This window comes from Paraburkholderia sp. XV (assembly GCF_020177535.1).
GTDB classification, from domain to species: Bacteria; Pseudomonadota; Gammaproteobacteria; order Burkholderiales; family Burkholderiaceae; genus Paraburkholderia; species Paraburkholderia caribensis.
On record NZ_JAGUUD010000083.1, the window covers coordinates 19,293 to 40,211 of the forward strand.

The 20,919-nt window shown below is 65.3% G+C and carries 16 protein-coding genes; 11 read left to right on the forward strand and 5 right to left on the reverse strand.

Annotated features, from left to right (window positions below):
* Nucleotides 1–359 precede the first annotated feature (359 nt).
* From KFO72_RS29890 to KFO72_RS29935, 10 genes are all read left to right on the forward strand, one after another.
* Complete coding sequence (locus KFO72_RS29890) at nt 360–3,290, forward strand: ATP-binding protein (protein WP_225033652.1); 2,931 nt, start codon at nt 360–362, stop codon at nt 3,288–3,290.
* 241 nt (nt 3,291–3,531) lie between these two features.
* A complete protein-coding gene (locus KFO72_RS29895) occupies nt 3,532–4,374 on the forward strand; it encodes an alpha/beta fold hydrolase (protein ID WP_225033653.1) in 843 nt (280 codons plus the stop codon).
* 246 nt (nt 4,375–4,620) lie between these two features.
* Nucleotides 4,621–7,401, forward strand: coding sequence for a winged helix-turn-helix domain-containing protein (locus tag KFO72_RS29900; RefSeq protein ID WP_225033654.1), 2,781 nt, complete (start codon nt 4,621–4,623; stop codon nt 7,399–7,401).
* Between the two features lie 282 nt (nt 7,402–7,683).
* The gene (locus tag KFO72_RS29905; protein WP_054932415.1) at nt 7,684–8,319 is read left to right on the forward strand and encodes a hydrolase; all 636 of its coding nucleotides are present in this window, start codon (nt 7,684–7,686) and stop codon (nt 8,317–8,319) included.
* A 101-nt stretch (nt 8,320–8,420) separates the two neighbouring features.
* Complete coding sequence (locus tag KFO72_RS29910; protein WP_060608527.1) at nt 8,421–10,301, forward strand: amidohydrolase; 1,881 nt, start codon at nt 8,421–8,423, stop codon at nt 10,299–10,301.
* A gap of 12 nt (nt 10,302–10,313) precedes the next feature.
* Nucleotides 10,314–10,721 carry a DoxX family protein gene (locus tag KFO72_RS29915; protein WP_054932413.1) on the forward strand — a complete coding sequence of 136 codons (408 nt, stop codon included), beginning with the start codon at nt 10,314–10,316 and terminating at the stop codon, nt 10,719–10,721.
* Nucleotides 10,722–10,860: 139 nt separating this feature from the next.
* Nucleotides 10,861–11,097 carry a DUF1427 family protein gene (locus KFO72_RS29920; RefSeq protein WP_054932412.1) on the forward strand — a complete coding sequence of 79 codons (237 nt, stop codon included), beginning with the start codon at nt 10,861–10,863 and terminating at the stop codon, nt 11,095–11,097.
* Nucleotides 11,079–11,828 carry a YoaK family protein gene (locus KFO72_RS29925; protein ID WP_062918188.1) on the forward strand — a complete coding sequence of 250 codons (750 nt, stop codon included), beginning with the start codon at nt 11,079–11,081 and terminating at the stop codon, nt 11,826–11,828. Before KFO72_RS29920 ends, KFO72_RS29925 begins: the two co-directional genes overlap by 19 nt.
* 58 nt (nt 11,829–11,886) lie before the next feature.
* Nucleotides 11,887–12,822 carry a glyoxalase gene (locus KFO72_RS29930; RefSeq protein WP_225033655.1) on the forward strand — a complete coding sequence of 312 codons (936 nt, stop codon included), beginning with the start codon at nt 11,887–11,889 and terminating at the stop codon, nt 12,820–12,822.
* 14 nt (nt 12,823–12,836) lie between these two features.
* Nucleotides 12,837–14,291 carry an alginate export family protein gene (locus KFO72_RS29935; RefSeq protein WP_224099782.1) on the forward strand — a complete coding sequence of 485 codons (1,455 nt, stop codon included), beginning with the start codon at nt 12,837–12,839 and terminating at the stop codon, nt 14,289–14,291.
* An 84-nt stretch (nt 14,292–14,375) separates the two neighbouring features.
* Here the strand turns inward: KFO72_RS29935 and KFO72_RS29940 are convergent, their stop codons facing one another.
* The 5 genes from KFO72_RS29940 to KFO72_RS29960 form a co-directional block, all read right to left on the reverse strand.
* Nucleotides 14,376–15,065 carry a hypothetical protein gene (locus KFO72_RS29940; RefSeq protein ID WP_225033656.1) on the reverse strand — a complete coding sequence of 230 codons (690 nt, stop codon included), beginning with the start codon at nt 15,063–15,065 and terminating at the stop codon, nt 14,376–14,378.
* Between the two features lie 273 nt (nt 15,066–15,338).
* Nucleotides 15,339–16,667, reverse strand: coding sequence for a dicarboxylate/amino acid:cation symporter (locus KFO72_RS29945; RefSeq protein ID WP_176055375.1), 1,329 nt, complete (start codon nt 16,665–16,667; stop codon nt 15,339–15,341).
* 124 nt (nt 16,668–16,791) lie between these two features.
* On the reverse strand, nt 16,792–17,406 hold the full coding sequence (gene leuD, locus KFO72_RS29950; RefSeq protein WP_225033657.1) for a 3-isopropylmalate dehydratase small subunit: 615 nt from the start codon (nt 17,404–17,406) through the stop codon (nt 16,792–16,794).
* Nucleotides 17,403–18,821, reverse strand: a complete 1,419-nt coding sequence (gene leuC / locus KFO72_RS29955) for a 3-isopropylmalate dehydratase large subunit (protein WP_225033658.1) — start codon at nt 18,819–18,821, stop codon at nt 17,403–17,405. The genes leuD and leuC overlap by 4 nt, the downstream gene beginning before the upstream one ends.
* Before the next feature lie 27 nt (nt 18,822–18,848).
* On the reverse strand, nt 18,849–19,727 hold the full coding sequence (locus KFO72_RS29960) for an alpha/beta fold hydrolase (RefSeq protein WP_107203628.1): 879 nt from the start codon (nt 19,725–19,727) through the stop codon (nt 18,849–18,851).
* A gap of 117 nt (nt 19,728–19,844) precedes the next feature.
* On the opposite strand from KFO72_RS29960, the gene KFO72_RS29965 reads away from it, so the two are divergent.
* Nucleotides 19,845–20,741 carry a LysR family transcriptional regulator gene (locus tag KFO72_RS29965; RefSeq protein WP_054932404.1) on the forward strand — a complete coding sequence of 299 codons (897 nt, stop codon included), beginning with the start codon at nt 19,845–19,847 and terminating at the stop codon, nt 20,739–20,741.
* Nucleotides 20,742–20,919 lie beyond the last annotated feature (178 nt).

Consider the following 20,919-nt stretch of genomic DNA (forward strand, 5'->3'; position numbering starts at 1 on the left):
GTTTCGGGCGGCGCGGATTTTGGCGGAATTTGCCGCCGTTCGGGCCTTGACGTCCCGCCGTTGCACCAGGATGTGACGCGATCCTCATAACGGTAAAAAAGACCGCACAAATTCATATCAGGTCACTATTATTCAAGACACGCTCCTTAACGCGTGCTTACAATCTGATCGCATATTCTCTTTACCCTGTCCATTTGCGCGATCGACACAGCCCAATTTTTGAGCAGCGTCGCGGCACGATGCGCGCAAGCCGATGACCACGAACGCAGCGAACGGTTGGCGCGCCCGATCTTCGGCCTTCAGCCATGTGCACGTCATCGTTCAATCGAACTCGCGATCAGCGTTTCCTGGAGGTGGGCATGATTCAGATCGGCACATTGCTCGTCAGCTTCGAACTGCGAGAAATTCGTCAGCATGGCCGGCCGGTGCGGATCGGCGCCCGTGCGTTCGACATTCTCGAGGTGCTGTATCGCGCGGACGGCGGCATCGTGTCGAAGGACGCCATCATGGACGCCGTGTGGCCCGGCTCGATCGTCGAGGAGAACCGGCTGCAGGTGCATATCGCCGCGTTGCGCAAGCTGTTCGGCGCGGACCGCGAACTCATCAAGACCGTGCCGGGGCGCGGCTATCTGCTGGTGTCGGAGAACCGTCACGCGCGCGCGCCCGAACGGCAGGGCGGCCCGCTCGCGAATGGCGGCGGGCTGCCTGCCTGTGCCGCGACGCTGTTCGGCCGCCAGGGCGAGATCGCGCAGATCGTCGAGCGGCTCGGCCACGCGTGCGTCGTCACGCTGGTCGGCGCGGGCGGCATCGGCAAGACGTGTCTGGCCGTCCACGTCGCGCGCGCCATGCGCGAGTCCGGGGGCGATCGTTTCAGCGAGCCGGTCTGCTTCGTCGAACTCGCCAAAGCCTCGACGCGCGACACCGTGCTCAAGGCGCTGGCGGGCGCATTGCGGATCGATGCATCCGATGAATACCTCACGCAGGAAAGTCTCGCCGACGTGATCGCCGCCGCGCCGTGCGTGCTCGTACTCGACAATGCCGAGCACGTGATCGACGCGGTGGCGAGTCTCGTCGAAGCGCTGGCCGCGCGCAATCCGGCGCTGCGCATGCTCGTGACGAGCCGCGAGCCGCTGCATATCTGGGCCGAGTCCGTGGTTCGCGTCGAGCCGCTGGCGGTGCCCGCGAGCGACGCCACCACCGACGCGATCCTCGCGCATTCGGCCGTCGAACTGTTCCTGAGCCGCGCGAAGTCGGTCGCGCCCGAATGCGGCGCCGATGAAAACGCGATCCGTCTGGTCGGCGAAATCTGCCGGCGGCTCGAAGGCCTGCCGCTTGCCATCGAACTGGCCGCCGCGCGCGTGGCGACGCTCGGTGTCGAAGGCGTGGCCTCGCGTCTGGACGACCGCCTGAATCTGCTGACGGGCGGGCTGCGTTCCGCGCTGCCGCGTCATCAGACCTTGCGCGCGACCTTCGACTGGAGCTACGCGCTGCTCGACACGACTTCGCGCATGTTGTTCAGGCGGCTCGGTTTCTTCGCCGGCGCCTTCACGTTCGATGCTGTCTGCACGGTCGCGACCGAGCCGGACATGCCGATCGCCTCGGTCATTTCGAGCTTGAGCGAACTGGCCGCCAAGTCGCTGTTGAGCGTCGAATTCTGCGGCGCGATCGCGCAATACCGGCTGACGGAATCCACGCGTGCATACGCGATGGAGAAACTGCGCGACGAAGGCGAGTTGCAGCGCATTGCGACGCGTCATATGCATTATCTGCAGGACCGGATCGAACACGGCAAGGTGTCTGTCGGCGGTGCCGCGCCGGGTCTCGCCGGTGTCGAGCCGCGTCTTGCGCTCGACGACGCGCGCGCCGCGTTCGAATGGGCCTTCTCGCCGGGCGGCAATCCCGCGCTCGGTGTCGCGCTGGCGGGCTCGCTGGTGGGGACGCTGCTGCAAGGCCCGCTGCTGCACGAATGCTATGAACGCTCGGGCCGCGCGCTCGCCGCGCTCGATGCACTGCCGCCCGGCACCGTCGATACGCTGTGTGAAATGCGCTTGTGTTCTGCGTATGCGTCAACGCTGCTGCACACGGGCGGCGCGGTGCGCGAGGCGGGCCCGTTGTGGAAGCGCGTGCTGGTGCTCGCGCGCCACGCACGCGACGATGCGTTCGAGGCGCGCGCGCTGTGGGGCGCATGGAACTCGATGCTCGCGTCGTCGGACATTCACGCGTCGTTCCGCTTCGCGACCCGTTTCCAGGCGTTTGCCGAACGCTGCGGCACGCCGTGGCAGCAGATTCTCGCGGCCGAAATGATCGCCGTGTCGCTGCATTGCTTCGGCGAGCATGAGCAGGCGCGCGTGCGGCTGGAACGGGCGGTCGCCGCCTTGACCGAACTCGGGCCCGTCGCGCCCGGCAGCCTCGGCGTCGCGGTCGATCCGTTGACGTTCGGCAACGGCACGCTCGCGCGGATCGTGTGGATGCAGGGGCATCCCGAGCGGGCGATGCAACTGGTCGAGAACGTCGTCAATTCGATCCGGCCTGACATGCTGGAACCGTCGCTGAGTCACGTGCTCGCGGTCGCTGCCGTGCCATTGGCACTGCAATGCGGCGAACTCGAAACGGCCGCGCGCTATCTCGCCGTGTTGCGATCGCAGGTCGCGTTGAACCGCTTCGAGATCTGGCAGGCGTACGGCGAGTGTCACGCGGGCCATCTCGACATCCTGCAGGGACACCCGCACGCCGGTCTTGCAAAGCTCGAACCCGCGCTGCACCGGTTGTTGTCGTCCGGATTCCGGCGAGTGCTGACGCCCGTGATCGCCATTTGCGCGGAAGCCCTGGCGAGAACGGGGCGCATCGCCGAAGCGCGGCTGAAGCTCGACGAAGCGCTCGAGTTCTGCAATGCACATGGCGAGCATTTCTTCATCCCGGAACTGCAGCGCGTGATGGGCGTGACGGCGCTGGAGCAATCGCGCGTGATCCAGTCGAACGGGCGCGCGTCGATGGCCGACGAATTCGAAACGGAAGCACGCCGCCATCTGCTCGACGCGATGCAGACGGCCAGGGAGCAACATGCGCCGATGCTCGAACTGCGCGCCGTGCTGCACTTCGCGGACCATCTGCTCGAACGCGGCGAGACGGCGCGGGCAGCGTCGCTGCTGGCCGATGTGTCGACGCGCGTCGACCTGCAATCGGGCGCGCCCGATATCAGGCGGCTTGCCGTGCTTCTGCATCTGACGCACGATTGCCGTCCGTCGACCGATGCCCACAGCGGCCAGCCCGTGATGGCCAACGACCTTTGACGCGCACGATCACCCTGATTCGAATCGGCCTGAAAATTTCTTAAGCGGCACCCAGGCGTGCTCGCGAGTGCCGCGCATGCCTGCCGAAGCAGGCCTTGCGCCAGGCGGGCACGGCGCTGTTCAGGACGTTTAAGCCGCGCATAAGGACTTTGACTGCGCACCCCGCTAAGCTCCGTCTCTTTTGACACCAGACCTCGCCGCGCCAGCGTGCGCGAGGCGATGCAACGACGGAGAACACTCTATGAGCGCGCACAATCAGCGTGACAACTTCGTGAATGCGCAGGACGGCACGGACATCTTCTACAAGGACTGGGGCTCGGGCACGCCCGTCGTCTTCTCGCACGGCTGGCCCTTGTCCGCCGATGCGTGGGACCCGCAGATGCTGTTCCTCGCCAACCAGGGCTATCGCGTGATCGCGCACGACCGGCGTGGTCATGGGCGCTCAGGCCAGGCTTCGGGCGGCAACGACATGGACACCTACGCGGACGATCTCGCCGCCGTGCTCGATGCGCTCGACGTGACGAACGCAATGCTGGTCGGCCATTCGACGGGTGGCGGCGAAGTCGCGCATTACCTTGGCCGTCATGGCTCGAAGCGCGTCGCGAAGGCCGTGCTGATCGGCGCCGTGCCGCCGCTGATGCTCAAGACGGCCGCTAACCCAGGCGGCTTGCCGTTGTCCATATTCGACGGAATTCGTACAGGCGTGGCGGCCAACCGCTCGCAGTTCTATCTCGATCTCGCGACGCCGTTTTACGGCTTCAACCGTCCAGACGCGCAGGTCTCGCAAGGACTGGTCCAGGACTTCTGGCGTCAGGGCATGCAAGGCTCGATCAAAGGCCAGTACGAGTGCATCAGGCAGTTCTCCGAAGTCGACTATACAGACGACCTGAAGAAGATCGACGTGCCAACGCTCTTCCTGCATGGCGACGACGATCAGATCGTGCCTGTCGACGCTTCGGCCAGGCTTGCGTCGAAGCTGGTGAAGGACGCGACGCTGAAGGTCTATGCGGGCGCGCCGCACGGCATGTGCAGCACGCATGTCGAGCAGGTGAACGCCGATCTGCTGGCGTTCCTGAAGCAGTAACCAGCCGGGCATTCCCGGCGCGCGCATCGACGTGCATGCCGCAAATCATCGAGAACGCCGTCCGTCAGGCATGCCGGGCGGCTTTTGTTCGTTGTACACTGCTTTGCAGCCGGTCCCGCTTGTCGTTTCGTGCCGTCATGACTGCAATCGTCACAGCTCATGTCGATATGGCGTCGTATAGTGCGAGCCCTTCATGGTTGTGCTACTGCCGTTGCAAGCTCCGCCGTCCTCAACATCACCACTCAGATGATGACGATCAAGATCGGTCAACTCGAGATTTCACTTGATCATCGCGAAGTGCGTCTCGATGGGCAGAGAGTCCCGATCGGCAGCCGCGCGTTCGACATCCTCGCGCTGCTGATCGCCGCCGACGGCGAACTCGTATCGAAAGACGAGATCATGCGCGTCGTCTGGCCGACCACGGTCGTCGAAAAGAACAATCTGCAGGTTCATATCTCCGGGCTGCGCCGTGCGTTCGGCGACGAGCGCGAGCGCCTGCGCACGGTGCCCGGCCGGGGCTACCGTCTGGTCATGCATGACGAGGCCGACGCGCGCGACGGCGCCAGCGCGCCGTCCGCCGCGCAAGAGGATGTATCGGCCGGCGCCGACGCCGCGCGGCCTTCGCGTCAGCCGTTGCCCGCATGCGTGCCGGAACTGATCGGCCGGCAGGATGCGCTCGAAGGCGTGGCGGCCGCGTTGCGCGCGCATCAGGCCGTGACGCTGGTCGGCACGGGCGGCATCGGCAAGACGCGGCTCGCGGTGGAAGTCGCGCACAGGATCCAGCACGAGTTCGCCGACGGCGTCGTGTTCGTGCCGCTCGCGGCCGTGATCGATGCGCCGTCGGCGCTCGACGCGCTCGCCTTCGCGATGGGCAGCCGGCTTTCCGCGAGCCGCACGGCGCTCGCGCAGATCGCCGCCGAATGGCGTGACCGCGAGGCGCTGGTGGTGCTCGACAACTGCGAGCAGGTGCTGGAGATCGTGGCCGCCATCGCGGAGTCGCTGACGGGCGCGGGCAGCCGCATGCGTGTGCTGGCGACGAGCCGCGAAGCCTTGCGCGCGCGCGACGAGATCGTTTATCAGGTGCCGCCGCTGTCCGTGCCGACCCGGGACGATCCCGGCACCGACGTGTTGCGCACGCCCGCCGTGCAGTTCTTTCTGGCGCGCGCGCAAGCCGACGGCGCGCATTTTTCGCTCGACGAAACCAGCATTCGTCTGACGGGTGAAGTGTGCCGCCGGCTCGACGGCATTCCGCTCGCGCTCGAACTGGCCGCGTCGCGTGCGGCCGTGCTGGGCATCGGCCTGCTGGCCGAGCATCTCGACGACCGTTTCCGCATCCTCACGGGCGGCCGGCGCACGGCCTTGCCGCGTCATCAGACGCTCAAGGCGACGCTCGACTGGAGCTACCGTCTCTTGAGCAGCGACGAACAGAAGTTGCTGCGCTGGCTGGGCATGTTCGTCAACGGCTTTACGCTCGACGCCGCCTGCGCAATGGCGGAGCACGCCGGGCTCACGCGCATGGAAGCGCTCGATGCCGTGAGCGGTCTCGTATCGCGCTCGTTGCTGACGACGGACTTCGAAGGCTCGTCGTATCGCTACCGTTTGCTCGAATCGACGCGCGCCTACGCGCTCCAGCAACTCGACGACAACGGCGAGCGGCTGGCCGCCGCGCACGCGCATGCGGTGCTGTTTCTGCAGTTGCTCGAAACGGCGCAGAAGCGCTGGGCCGAGCGGCCCGTCGTCGAGTGGCTCGGCGAGTTCACGCGCGAGCTCGGCAACCTGCGCACCGCGCTCGACTGGACACTGGGTGAACGCGGCGATCACGCGACGGGCATTGCGCTCGCGGCCGTCACCGTGCCTTATCTCTATGAGCTGTCGCTGGTCGAAGAATGTTGCAGCCGCGCGCGCGCGGCGCTGCGCTTCGTGCCTTCTGGCGCGCAGGAAGACGGCGGCACGCGCGTCGAAGCGCGCTTGCGGCTCATGTCGGCGCTCGCCGCCGCGCTCGTTTACATAGAAGGCCCGCTCGCGCAAACGCGCGAAGCCTGGACGCTCGTGCTGGACGAGGCGATGCAGGCCGGCCATGCCGACTACGCGTCGCGGGCACGTTGGGGCGTGTGGAACTGGCATCAGTACAGCGGACGCGCGCGCGATGCGCTGACGTGCGCGCGCCGCTTCGGCGATTTCGCGCGCAGCAGCGGCAATGCAACGCATGTCGTGTTGTCGGGGCGCGTCGAAGGGATCGCGCTGCACTATGCAGGCGACCAGCGTCGTGCACGCGAACTGCTGGAGCGGATGATCGAAGAGTACGAAGTCAAGCCGCTGAGCCGCTGGCATACACCCGGTCTGCGCGTCGATCACGGCATCGCCGCGCGTGCGACGCTGGCGCGCGTGCGTTGGGTGCAAGGCGAGCGCGGCGGCGCGTACGATCTCGCCGCGCGCTGCTTCGATTCGGCCGCGCAGTACGACCACGAAATCGTCATCTGCTATGTGCTCGTCGAAGCGCTCGTGCCGATTGCGCTGCTCAATGGCGACCTCGCCGCGGCGCGTCACGGCATCGACGTGCTGAATGAGCTGTCCACGCGTTTCGGCTTCGCGATCTGGAGCGCATGCTGCGCGTGCTACGACGCATGGCTCGCGACACTCGCCAACCCTGGAGCGAGTGCGATCGAACGGTTGACCGCCTCGATTTCCGCGCTTCGCACGACCGGCTATCTTGCGCAGCTTTCGCCGTTACAGGGGCAGCTCGCCGTGGCGCTGATGAACGCATCGCGCGACAAGCAAGCGCTCGCCGTCATTGAAGAGGCACTGCGCCACGCCGACGACAACGGCGAACGCTGGTACTACGCCGAGCTATGCAGGATCAAGGGCGACGTGCTGTGCAAGCTCGGCCGTCACGACGAGGCACAACGCTGGTTCTCGACATCGCTCGACTGGGAGCAGCGCAACGGCGTCGAGCGCACCGTGGCGCGCGATGCATCGCCGGGCCCGCGCGGCGCGCTGCGTGTCGTTTCCGTTCAGTCTCGCGCCTGACGACGGCACTTGACAACAGCACTTTACAACGCCGCTTAATGACGCCGCTTAATAACGTTTAAGGCGCGCATCAGGACTTTAAGTCCGCCCGTCACTAATCTTCTCGCAAGTCGAAATGCCTGCACGGCATTGTGAAACTCGCGCACAAGCCGCGCGGGGAAACCGTTTGCATCCGCATGGCCGATGCGACGTCGACTGGATTCATCCACTAACCGGACGCTAGCGCGGTTGCCCTCAGGCCACCGTGCGGGTCTCTCGCATGCCTGCGAAATGGAGTTACTCATGGCACATGAACTGTTGACGCCCGACACATGCGCACTCGCGCTTATCGACCATCAGCCGCAGATGTTTTTCGGCACGCACTCGCACGAGCGCACCACTGTCCTGCACAACGTCCAGATTCTCGCGAAGGCCGCGAAGCTCTTCAAGGTGCCGACCATCCTGACGACGATCGCTGCCGACTCGTTCAGCGGCCATCTGCTGCCCGAAGTGCAAGCGGTGTTTCCGGAGACCAAGCCTATCGACCGCACGTCGATGAACTCGTGGGAAGACAAGGGCTTCCGTGACGCCATCAAGGCAACGGGCCGCAAGAAGATCGTGATCGCCGGCCTGTGGACGGAAGTCTGCGTGACGTTCCCGACCATCCAGATGCTGGCCGAAGGCTTCGAAATCTATGTGCCGACGGACGCATGCGGCGACATCACGGAAGAGGCGCACGAGCGCGCGGTGCAACGCATCGTCCAGGCGGGCGCGGTACCGATGAACTCGCTGCAGTTCATGTGTGAGCTGCAACGCGACTGGGCGCGCGGCGAAACGTACGAAGGCTGCATGGACATCTTCAAGGCGCACAGCGCATACGGCATCGGCGTGCGCTACGCGAAGCAGATTCTCGGCGAGCACGCGAGCGAAGCGGGCTGATCGGGCTTCATCGATTCAAAGCATTTTTAGTTTTGATTCGCGCGCGGCGTCGCTGACGTCGCGCGCGGATTACGCCTGACCACGATTCACGGAGAGCGACGATGACCGCACCCATTCAGCCCGCCCGCATTGCGGACCTGGTGATCTACAACGGCAAGATAGCGACGCAGGACGACAAGCGTTCGTTCGTGACGGCGCTCGCCGTCGCGAAAGGCGAGATCGTCGCGAGCGGCAATGATCACGACATGATGCAATGGGCGAACGATTCGACGCGCCGCATCGACCTGAAGGGCCGCACGGTGATTCCCGGCCTCAACGATTCGCATCTTCACGTGATTCGCGGCGGCCTCAATTTCAATCTCGAGTTGCGCTGGGACGGCGTGCCGTCGCTGCGCGATGCGCTCGAGATGCTGCGCGCGCAGGTTGCGCGCACGCCGGCGCCGCAATGGGTGCGCGTGGTCGGCGGATGGAACGAATTTCAGTTTGCGGAGAAGCGCGGCCCGACGCTCGAAGAAATCAACGCGATTGCGCCGGATACGCCCGTCTTCATCCTGCACCTTTACGACAGCGCGCTGCTGAACGCAGCCGCGTTGCGCGCCGTCGGCTACGACCGCGACACGCCGAACCCGCCGGGCGGCGAAATCCAGCGCGACAGGCGCGGCAACCCGACGGGCATGCTGATCGCGCGCCCGAATGCGGGTCTGCTGTACGCGACGCTCGCCAAAGGTCCGAAGCTGCCGCTCGACGATCAGATGAACTCATCGCGCCAGTTCATGCGCGAGCTGAACCGCCTCGGCGTGACGAGCGCGATCGACGCGGGCGGCGGTTATCAGGCGTATCCCGACGACTACGCCGTCATCATGGAACTTGCGAAGCGCAACGAGCTGACCGTGCGTATCGCGTACAACCTCTTCACGCAGAACGCGAAGAAGGAAATCGAAGACTTCGCGAAGTGGGTCAAGGTCACGAAACCCGGCGACGGCGACGACTTCCTGAAGGTGAACGGCGCGGGCGAAATGCTGGTGTTCTCCGCCGCCGACTTCGAGGACTTCCTGGAACCGCGCCCCGATCTGCCGGATGCGATGGAAAGCGAACTCGAAGCCGTCGTGCGGCTGCTCGTGCAGAACCGCTGGCCGTTCCGGCTGCATGCGACTTACGACGAATCGATCGAGCGCTTTCTCAATGTGTTCGAACGCGTCAACATCGACACGCCGTTCGACGGCCTGCGCTGGTTCTTCGATCACTGCGAGACGATTTCACAGCGCAATATCGAGCGCATTGCGGCGCTTGGCGGCGGCATCGCGGTCCAGCACCGGATGGCGTATCAGGGCGAATACTTCATCGCGCGCTATGGCGCGCAAGCCGCTGCGCGCACGCCGCCCGTGCGGCAGATGCTGGAGGCCGGGCTGCCCGTCGGCGCGGGCACGGACGCGACGCGCGTCGCGAGCTTCAATCCGTTCGTCTCGCTGTACTGGCTGGTGTCGGGACGCACGGTGGGCGGCACGCAGATGTACGCGGCGCAAGACCGGCTCGACCGCATGGAAGCGCTGCGGCGCTATACGGTCGGCAGCGCGTGGTTCTCGAACGACGAGACCCGCAAGGGTGCGCTGGTGCCGGGCCAGCTCGCGGATTTCGCGGTGCTGTCCGACGACTACTTCACCGTCGATGAAGATTCGATCCGGCATCTGAGCTCGGTGCTGACGGTCGTCAACGGCCGCGTCGTCTATGCCGCCGACGAGTTCGAAACGTTCGCGCCGCCTGCGCTGCCCGTCAGCCCGACGTGGTCGCCCGTCGCGGAGTACGGCGGCTATGCGCGCTACCGTCCCGCCGCTGCGCCGCTGCAGCAATCGTGCAACGACGCGTGCGTGAACCTGTGCGGCGTGCATCGTCATGCGCATGGATGGGCCTGGCGCAGCAACGTGCCTGCCGGCGACGCGAACTCGTTCTGGGGCGCGCTCGGTTGCAGCTGCTTTGCGTTTTGACGCGTGAGCGCGATGAACCGCTTTTCCGCACCCGACGCCGCGCTGCTGTTTCTGCGCGTCACCGCGAGCGTGCTCGTGCTGCTCGTGCATGGACTGCCGAAGGCGCTCCATTACGCGAGCCAGCTCGGCGCGATCGAAGACCCGTTGCATCTCGGCAAGACGCTGACGCTGGCCTTTGCGATTTTCGCGGAAGTGGTGTGTCCGCTGCTGATGATCGCAGGCGTCGCGACACGGCTTGCCGCGCTGCCGATCATGCTGGTCAGCGCAATTGCGCTCGGCCTCGTGCATCGCGAGTGGACACTCGATCAGGGGCAATTCGCGTGGATGCTGCTGATCCTGTTCGGCACCATTGCGATCGGCGGCGCGGGCCGTTACCGGCTTGCGCTGCGGCCGCATGCGTCCGGGCAGCGACAGGCGTGAGCACAGGCGATGGAATCGATCATCCCGGACGTACGCGCGGCGCTTGCCATGGCAGCCGCCGCGTCCGCGCACGCGTCGCAGCCAGGGATGATGCCCGGCTCGCCGTGAGCGGCCGGGCGAAGCAACGAAGGAGCAAGTCATGTCATATCTGATTTCGTTGGGCGCAGGCCTCGTGGTGGGCCTGCTGTATTACCTCGTGCGCGTGCAGTCGCCCGCGCCGCCGCTGATCGCGCTCGCGGGACTGCTCGGCATCGTGATCGGCGAGCATGCCATTCCGTTCGTGCAGGCACAGATCCGCACGCCTGACGCGCAGACGCAAAGTGCGCCCTCCGTCGCGAGCAACAAACCGGCTTCGTCATGCAGCAAGGACCAGTGAGCGTGGGCGCGCAGGCGCCACGCGCGGCGCAGATCGATCACGTGCCCGGCGAGGACACCTGGCTTGCGAGCATCGCGGGCTATGTCGACACGCTTGGCTTCGTCGCGTTGTTCGGGCTGTTCACTGCGCACGTGACGGGCAATTTCATTCTGATCGGCTCGGGCCTGGCCGGCGCGGGAAGCGGGCTGCTGATCAAGTGGCTCGCGTTTCCCGCGTTCGTCGCGGGCATCGTGCTCGCGCGCGTCCTCGACAACCAGTTGCTGGCGCGCGGACATGGCGTGCGCGCCTGCGCGCTGTATGTGCTGCAGGCGGCGCTGCTGACGGGCTTCATGGCGGCGGGCGTGCTGGCCGCGCCCATCACCAACTCCGACGCGCCGCTGACGATCGCCTGCGGGCTGCTCGGCGCGGCAGCGATGGGCGTGCAGAACGCGCATGGCCGCCTGACGGCGCGCTCCGTCGTCGCGAACACGGTGATGACGGGCAACGTCACGCAAGCCGTGATCGACGTGTTCGATCTGTTGTTTTCACCCGCCGACGCGAAAGCGCGGCAAGCGGCGCGCAGTCGGCTGTGGCGCACGCTGCCGCCCGTGGCCGGTTTTGCGATTGGCGCAGGCGCGGGAGCGGCGGGGTATCTGCTCGCGTCATTCTGGGCGCTGCTGTTGCCGCTCGCCGCGCTGTGCGTGCTCGCAGTGCTGTCGAGAAACACAGGCGCAGCGCCGGCGCAAACCTGATCGCGCCGCGCGTCATGACGAGACGCGGCAGCAACCATTACCAGCAAGGAGTGTTTTCATGAGTACCGTCAAGATGTATCGAATGTTGCGCGCGGCTGTCGTGTCGATTGCGGCGCTCGGCGTGACGCTGGCCGGTTCGCCCGCCTTCGCGGAAGCCGACCATCAGGGCGCGGGCAAGAGCGCGCCCGTCGTGTCCGTCGGGCCGCAGTACGACACGACGCACGTCTATGTGTCGAACCAGGACATCGACGCGTTCGTCGACAGCTTCGTCGCGACGTTCGGCGGCAAGGCTTCGCCGCGCGCCGTATTCACGGTCACGCCGACGCCGAGCAAGACCGCCTCGCAGTACGTGCAGACGCCCGTGGGCATGTTGTCGGTGTTCGCGTTCCAGACGCCGGTTCCGTATCCGTTCGGCAGCGAGCGGACCGGCTATCTCGTCACCGATATCGACAAGGCCGTGCGCGCCGCGCGCGCGGCGGGCGCCGACGTGATCGTCGATACGTTCGACGACCCGATCGGCAAGGACGCCATCATCCAGTGGCCGGGCGGTCTTTACATGCAGTTGTACTGGCACACGAAGGCGCCTTCGTATGGTCCGCTCGAAACGGTGCCGGACAATCGCGTCTACGTGTCCGCGCAGGCGGCGGACAACTTCGTCAAGCGCTTCGTGCGCTTCTCGCATGGCAAGGTCGTCTCCGATAACCGCCGTGCGGATGGCGGCGAAATCGGCCGGCCCGGAGAGACGATCCGGCGCGTGCGCATCGCGTCGGGCTTCGGCAACATGCTCGTATTCGCGACGGACGGGAAGCTGCCGTATCCGTATGGCCGCGAGACGACGGGCTATCAGGTCGCCGATCTCGACGCGACGCTCGCCAAGGCGCAAGGCGTCGGCGTGAAGGTGCTGTCGCCCGCGAGCGGCACGGTCGAAGGGCGCAGCGCAATGGTCGAATTTCCCGGCGGCTATGTCGCCGAGATTCACGACGTGAAGAAGTGACGGTGCGTCGTTCAATGAGGCGCGCAAGAAAGGCGGCTGCTTGCGCCGCGCTCGCCATCTGCGGTCTGGCGGACGGCGCGAACGCGCTCGCCGCCGGCACGGCAGGGACAGGCGCGGCGGAAACAGGTGCGGCCGACGCATCGCAATGCACCGCGAAGCGGCCGTCGTCGCTGTCGTTCAACCGCTGGCAGGAAGACTGGTCGGTGCTGGGGTTGCCGTGCGTGCCGCGCAAGCCGTTCGACGCGCTCAAGTACATTCCGCTGGGCGGCGATCCGTCGACCTATCTGTCGCTCGGCGCAACCCTGCGCGAGCGTTTCGAGTTGAACAACACGCCGCTGTTCGGTCTTGGCAGCGCCCGGCCCGACAGCTACGTGATCCAGCGCGCGCAGGTGCATGCCGACGCGCACATCGGCGAGCATGTGCAGGCGTTCTTCCAGCTCGAAGACGCGCGTCCGTTCGGCAAGAATTCCGTCACACCCGTCGACAAGAATCCGCTCGATATCGAACAGGCATTTGTCGCGTTCGTCTATGGCGTGGGCGGTGGCACGTTCAAGGCGCGCGTCGGCCGCCAGGAGATGGCGTTCGACTTGCAGCGCTTCGTGTCGGTGCGCGACGGCCCCAACGTGCGCCAGGCGTTCGACGCGCTATGGGCCGATTATGAAATCGACAAGTGGCGCTTTATCGGCTACATGACGCAGCCCGTGCAGTACCGCGACGTCACGGCTTTCGACGATGTGTCGAACCGGCATCTGACGTTCAGCGGCGTGCGTGTCGAGCGCGCGAACACGGGACCGGGCGATCTGTCCGCGTACTGGTCGCGCTACAACCGCGACAACGCGCGCTTTCTCGATGCGACGGGCACCGAGCATCGCGATGTGTTCGACGTGCGCTACGCGGGCAAGGTCGCGCCGTTCGACTGGGACGCGGAGACGATGCTGCAGACGGGCCACGTCGGCAACGACACGATCCGCGCGTGGGCGTTCGGCGTGTTGAGCGGCTATACGTTTGCCACGGTCGCGGGCTCGCCCCGGCTCGGGCTGCAGGTGGACGGCGCATCGGGCGACGGGCATCCGGGCGACGGCCGCGTCGGCACCTTCAACCCGCTGTTTCCCAACGGCTACTACTTCACGCTGGCGGGCTACACGGGTTACAGCAACCTGATTCACGTGAAGCCGTCGATCACGTTCAAGGTGACGCCGAAGGTCACGCTGTTGACGGCGCTCGGCTTCCAGTGGCGCGCGACGACAGCCGATGCCATCTACGGCCAGGGTTCGGCCGTGGTGCCGGGCACGGCCGGCAAGGGCACGCGCTGGACGGGGATGTATGCGCAGGTTCGCGCCGACTGGCTCGTCAGTTCGAATGTCGCGCTTGCGCTCGAAGCGGTGCACTTCGAAGTCGGCGATTCGATACGCGCGCTGGGGGCGCGTAATGCGGACTATGTGGGCGTCGAGGCGAAGTTTGGCTGGTGATGCAGAGCAACGCTGCGCATGGACGTGCGCATGCCGCGCCTTCCTGCGAAGGCGCGGCATGCAGACAACACACGCTGCTTCGTCCTACCAGCCGCCGTAACCGCGGTAGCCGTAATAGCCGGGGCGGTACATGGGCACCTGCGCCGCATACTGCATCGGCATGACCGGCTGGCTCACGTAGACGGGCTGGTGGTAGACGGGCACGTACTGCACGGGCGGCGGCTGATACGGCTGGAACACCACCGTTTGCATCTCTTCGGGCGAAGGGCCGTCGTACATCGGCGGCTGCGTATAGACGACTGTCGCGGGGCGGTAGCGCGGACGCGGCGGCGCGGGTGCATATTGCACGGGTGCCGCGTCGTCATCGTCGTAAGCTGCTTGCGCCTGCAACTGCCGCTGCGCGACGTGCGGCTGATTCACGCGCCGCACCTGCGCGTTGTCGTCGGAAGGCATGTCGGACGGCAACGGCGGCGGTTGCTGCGCGTTGGCCTTCGACGTGCGCTTCAACTGCTCGCGCAACGAAGCGTAAGTGTCGGCATCCTCCTTCGCGCGGGCGTTGTAGCCGCTGTGATAGGCGTCGCTCAGATCTTTCAGACGCGCTTTATTTTCCTCGTCGGCCGTCATCTGCTCTTCGCCCGGATCGAGCGAAGCCTCGCTCACGCCGCCATTGTCATAGGCTGACCGCGGCCCGTCAGCCCACGCAGCGGCCGACAGAAGGGCTGGCCCGAAGGCCACGGTCAACGCCGCAGACCCGAGCAATGTGCTGATTCTCATGGTTGTTACCTCGCTGGTGGTCATACACGGCAAACACAACTCTGTACGCGTGTCCGGTGCTGACCGCAGGCGAATCAGCATCCCGCCGGAACCTGACATACACCCATGCTGCACGCCTCTACCAGGGTTGTCAGGGACGACCCCGGGTAGCGGACGCGCATCGCGTCGTCCGCACGATCAACATGATGTGGATTAACTTGCCAGCAATCGATCCGGCCGGATGCGATGTAACGCACATTGCGCGCTATTTGTGTGATGAGGAAAAACGCGAGGTTATGCTTTTTCGATGTCGGTGCTTTGCGCTGCGGCTGGTGTCTCGAAGTGTGGGTGCTGGGAATCGTCAGCGCGGCGCCCGAGCGCGGCGGCGAGCGCGCCGCGATCCAGGCCGCCTTCCCACGCCGACACGACGATCGACGCCACGCCGTTGCCGACGATATTTGTCAGCGCGCGGCACTCGGACATGAAGCGGTCGATGCCGAGTATCAGCACCATCGCCGCGACGGGTACGGTCGGCACGACGGACAGACTCGCGGCCAGCGTGATGAAACCCGCGCCCGTCACGCCCGTCGATCCTTTCGAGGTCAGCATCGTCACCAGCAGCAGCGTGATTTCCTGCGTGACGGTCAGATGCGTGTTGGTCGCCTGCGCGAGAAACAGCACGGCGAGCGTCATATAGATGTTCGTGCCGTCGAGGTTGAACGAGTAACCCGTCGGCACGACGAGTCCGACCACGCCGCGCGGGCAGCCGAGCCGTTCGAGCTTTTCCATCAGTTGCGGCAGCGCCGCTTCGGACGTCGACGTGCCGAGCACGATCAGCAGTTCGTCGCGGATATAGACGAGAAAGCGCCACAGGCTGAAGCCGCACATCCGGGCGATCAGCCCCAGCACGATCGCGACGAACAGGGCCGCCGTCAGATAGAACGAGCCGATCAGCTTGAGCATCGGCAGCAGGGAGACGATGCCGTAGCGGCCGATCGTGAACGCCATCGCGCCGAACGCGCCAATGGGCGCGAGGCTCGTGATCATATGCACGATGCGAAAGAAGGCTTTCGACAGTGTCTCGACGAGATTCGTCACGGGCGCTGCCTTGTCGCCCAGCACGGCCAGCGCCGAGCCGAACAGCATCGCGATCACCAGCACGGGCAGGATATCGCCTTGCGTCATCGCGCCGGCGAAGGTGTCGGGGATCGCGTGCATGACGAACGCGACGATGCCGTCGCCATGCGCAGCCTGCGCCGCGTAGCTCGATACGGCGCTCGCATCGAGCGTGGCGGGATCGACGTTGAAGCCGCTGCCTGGCTTGAGCACATGCGCGGCAACGAGTCCGATCGCGAGCGCGAGCGTCGACGCGGCTTCGAAATACAGCAGTGCCTTGCCGCCGACGCGTCCCACCTTCTTCATGTCCTGCATGCCGGCGATGCCCGTCACGACCGTGCAGAAGATCACCGGCCCGATGATCATCCGCACCAGTTTGATGAACATGTCGCCGAGCGGCTTCAACGCGACGGCTTCATGCGGCGCGAAGTGTCCGAGCAGCACGCCCGCGGCGATGGCGAACAGCACCTGGATATAAAGAACCTTGTAGAACGGTTTGCGCTTCATGTCTCCTCCGTTTTTCGGGGCAAAGCGGGGCCGTTCCCTTCTGCAGTCGGAAGGGAATCGGCGTATCTGAATGGAACAGGGCGATGCGGCCGTCGAAGCCGCTATGGCGACGGCGGCGCGGCTTTCATAGCACTTGCGCCCACGTGTGCCGCGTGAAATGCGCGCGCTCGAACGCCTCGATATCGGCCAGCGACGCGAGCGACAGGTCGATCGTGTCCATGCCTTCGATCACCATTTGCTTGTGGCGCGCGCCGAGCGGGTACGTGTAGGTCTGTCCTTGCGCACTCGTCACGGTCTGCCGTTCGAGATCGATGCGCAGCGTCGATTCAGGCGTTTGGGTCGAAGCCTGCACGAGTGCATCGATTGCGTCGCGTTCGAGTTGCACGAGCAGCAGCCGGTTGTTCATCGCGTTGGAATAGAAAATCTCCGCGAAGCTCGGTGCGATCACTGCCTGAAAGCCGTATTGCTGCAAGCCCCAGACCGCGTGCTCGCGGCTCGACCCGCAGCCGAAGTTCGCTCCGCCGATCAGGATGCGCGCGCCGTCCCAGGCCCGCTGGTTGAGCACGCAACTGGCGCGCGGCGAGCCTTGCGCATCGAAGCGCAGGTCGTACAGCAATCCCTCTGCAAGACCGGCCTTGTCGACGATGCGCAAAAACTGCTTCGGCATGATCTGATCGGTGTCGAGGTTGTCGATGGGCAACGGCGCAGCCTTGCCTTCGATAATCGTCAAGCGGTTCATTGCGTGTGTGCCTCCAGTGTGCGGACGTCGGTGATGCAGCCGGTCAGCGCGGCGGCTGCTGCCATCGCGGGACTCATCAGATGCGTGCGGCCGCCGCGCCCCTGGCGTCCTTCGAAATTGCGGTTGGTCGTCGATGCGCAGCGCTCGCCTTCGTCGAGCATGTCGTCGTTCATCGCAAGGCACATCGAGCAGCCGGGCTCGCGCCATTCGAAGCCGGCGTCGATCAGCGTCTGCGCGATGCCTTCCCGTTCTGCCGCGCGGCGCACGCTGCCCGAGCCGGGCACCACCATCGCGCGCACGCCTTGCGCGACACGCTTGCCGCGCACGATCTGCGCGACGCTGCGCAGATCTTCGATACGCCCGTTCGTGCACGATCCGATGAAGACACGATCGATCCGCGTGCCGGCCAGCGGCTGTCGTGCTTCGAGTCCCATGTAATCGAGCGCGCGGCGCAGCGACGCGGCGGCTTCGCGTGAAGGCTGTTCGGCTTCGCCGGGTATGCGCGCATCGATTGCAATGGACTGGTCGGGACTCGTGCCCCACGTGACGAACGGTGCGATGTCGCGTGCATCGAAACGGTGCTCGGCGTCGAAGTGCGCGTCGTCGTCGGAGCGAAGCGCGCGCCAGTCGACGAGGGCAGCTTGCCACGCGGCTTCGTCGAGCGTTCTGGCGTGTGCGCGCACGTAGGCGAAGGTGGTCGCGTCGGGCGCGATCAGCGCGGCGCGCGCGCCTGCTTCGACGGTCATGTTGCACAAGGTCATGCGCGCTTCCGCCGACAGCGACGCGATGGTCGATCCCGCGAACTCGACCGCGTAGCCGCGCGCGCCCTGTGCGCCGATGCGGCTGAGCAGCCAGATCACGACGTCTTTCGATGACGTGCCATAAGGCAACGTGCCGTCGATCACGATGCGCATGGTCTGCGCGAGCCGGTAGACGAGGGTTTGCGTCGCCAGCACATGCTCGACTTCGGACGTGCCGATGCCGAATCCCAGCGCGCCCAATGCGCCGTACGTGGTGGTGTGGCTGTCGCCGCACAGGACGACCATGCCGGGCCGCACGAGTCCCATCTCGGGCGCGACGATGTGCTCGATGCCTTGCATCGGATCATTCGCGGCGAGCAGGCGGATGCCGGCGCGCTCGCAGTTGCGCGCGAGATTCTGCGCGAGCACGAGCGATGCGGCGTCGCGGATCACGCGCGGCGTTTCGGCGTGAGTCGGAATGATGTGACTGACGACGGCGAGTTGCTGGCGTGGCCTGCGCACCGCGCGGCCACGCGCTTCGAGCGCGCTGAAGGCCTGCGGGCTGGTGTATTCGTTCATCAGATGCAGATCGACGTACAGCAGCACGTTGTGTTCGTCGATGCGCGAGACGAGGTGCGACTCGACGAGCTTCTGGTAGAGGGTTCGTTTCGACATGATGAGATGAGTTTCCTTGTGTCGGCGTTACGCGCCAAGAAAGGGCAGCACGCGGTCCAGTAAAAGTTGCGGCGCTTCTTCCGGGATGTAGTGGCCGCAGGGCAGTGCTTCGCCCTGGACTTGCGGTGCGTATGGCCGCCACTCCGCAAGCGGCGCGAAGCACTGCTGGATCACGCCGTGTGCGCCCCATAGCGCGAGGAAGCCGCACTTGATCTGCTCATGCGCGGCGAGCGTCGCGCGGTCGTGTTCGAGGTCGATCGTGACGCTTGCCCGGTAGTCCTCGCAGATGCCATGCGCGGTCGCAGGGTTGGACAGACAGCGCAGATATTCGGCGTAGGCTTCGGCCGTGAAGGGCGCGAGTCCCGCGCTGCGCGCGCCGATCGTCTGCTTCAGATAGAGGTCCGGGTCCGCGCGGATCAGCGTCTCCGGAAACGGCGCGGGCCGCACCAGCATGAACCAGTGCCAGTAGGCGCGGGCGAACTCGAACGAGGTCTTCTCGTACATCGCGAGCGTCGGCGCGACGTCGAGCGTGACGAGGCGTTCGACGGCGTCGGGGTGATCGAGCGCCATGCGCGCGGCCACGCGCCCGCCGCGGTCATGGCCGATCACGGCAAACGACGCGAAGCCGTGAGCGCGCATCAATTCGACCTGATCGAGCGCCATGCGGCGCTTCGAGTAGTTCGCGTGATCCGCCATGCCTTGCGGTTTGCCGCTGTCGCCGTAGCCGCGCAGGTCGGCGGCGATCACGGTGAAGCGGGCGGCCAGTGCGGGCGCGACCTTGTGCCAGATTGCGTGGGTCTGCGGGTGGCCGTGCAACAGCAGCAGCGCGGGACCGCGTCCGCCCTTGATTGCGTGAATCGTGATGCCGTCGATGTGGGCCGACGCATCGGTGAATCCTTCGAACATCGTTGTCTCCCAAGGTTGAATCGAGTCTAATTGATGCCTCGGGCGATAGGGTTTCCTTGAATGCATTCCGGTCGTAACTGCAAGGAACGAATCACGTTGGGTGGGGAGACGGTGAAAATGGATGGCTTTTCGGATCTGAATCTGTTCGCGCTGGTTGCGCGGCATCGCAATCTGGCAGCGGCGGCGCGCGAGCTTGGCGTGACGCCGCCGGCTGTCAGCAAGCGCCTGGCGCAACTCGAGCGGCGGCTGGGGGTGCGCCTGATGAACCGTACGACGCGGCGTCTGAGCCTGACGCCGGAGGGCGAGCTATACCTCGCGAATGGCTCGCGGATACTCGACGAGTTGCAGGAACTCGAACAGCTGGTGACGCGTAGCCGCGCTGAACCGGCGGGGTTGTTGCGGGTGAATGCGTCGTTTGGTTTTGGCCGTGCGCGGATTGCGCCTGCGATTTCCGATTTCGTCGCGCGTTTTCCGTCGATGAAGATTCAGCTTCATCTGACCGACAGGCCGATGAGTTTGCAGGAGGAGGGTTTTGATCTTGGCATCCGGTTTGGCGAGGTGCCGGATGCGCGAGTCAATGCGCGCTTGTTGATGAAGAACCGGCGGATCGTGTGCGCGTCGCCCGCGTATGTGGAGCGGCATGGGATGCCGTCGCTGCCGCATGATCTGACTCGGCACGCGTGTATCGTGCTGCGCGAGAATGAGTCGGCTTATGGGACGTGGCACTTTTCACGCGGCAAGCGCGTGGAGACTGTGAAGGTGGATGGGCCGCTCGCCAGTAATGATGGTAGTGCAGTGCTGCACTGGGCGCTTGAAGGGCGGGGTGTTGTTGTGCGTTCGGAATGGGAAGTTGGGGAGTATCTGGAGCGGGGCGTGCTCGTGCCGCTTTTGGTTGATTGGGCGCTGCCCGGGGCGGATATTCATGCGATTTATCTTGAGAGGAATCAGTTGTCTGTTAAGTTGCGGACGTTTGTTGATTTTCTTGGGGAGTATTTGCGGGGTTTCCCGCGGTGAGGTTTTTTTTTGCGCCTTCGCGGCGCGGGCGGTTGAGCTTTTTTCGCCTTCGTGAGGTGGGGTTTGCTGCGTATGCTGTTTGGTTTATTTGCCTTTGCGCTGGCATCCGCGTTACGTTAGCTCACTTCAGGCGTCGCCCCTGTGCGGGGCGGCACCTACTTTTCTTTGCCGCCGCAAA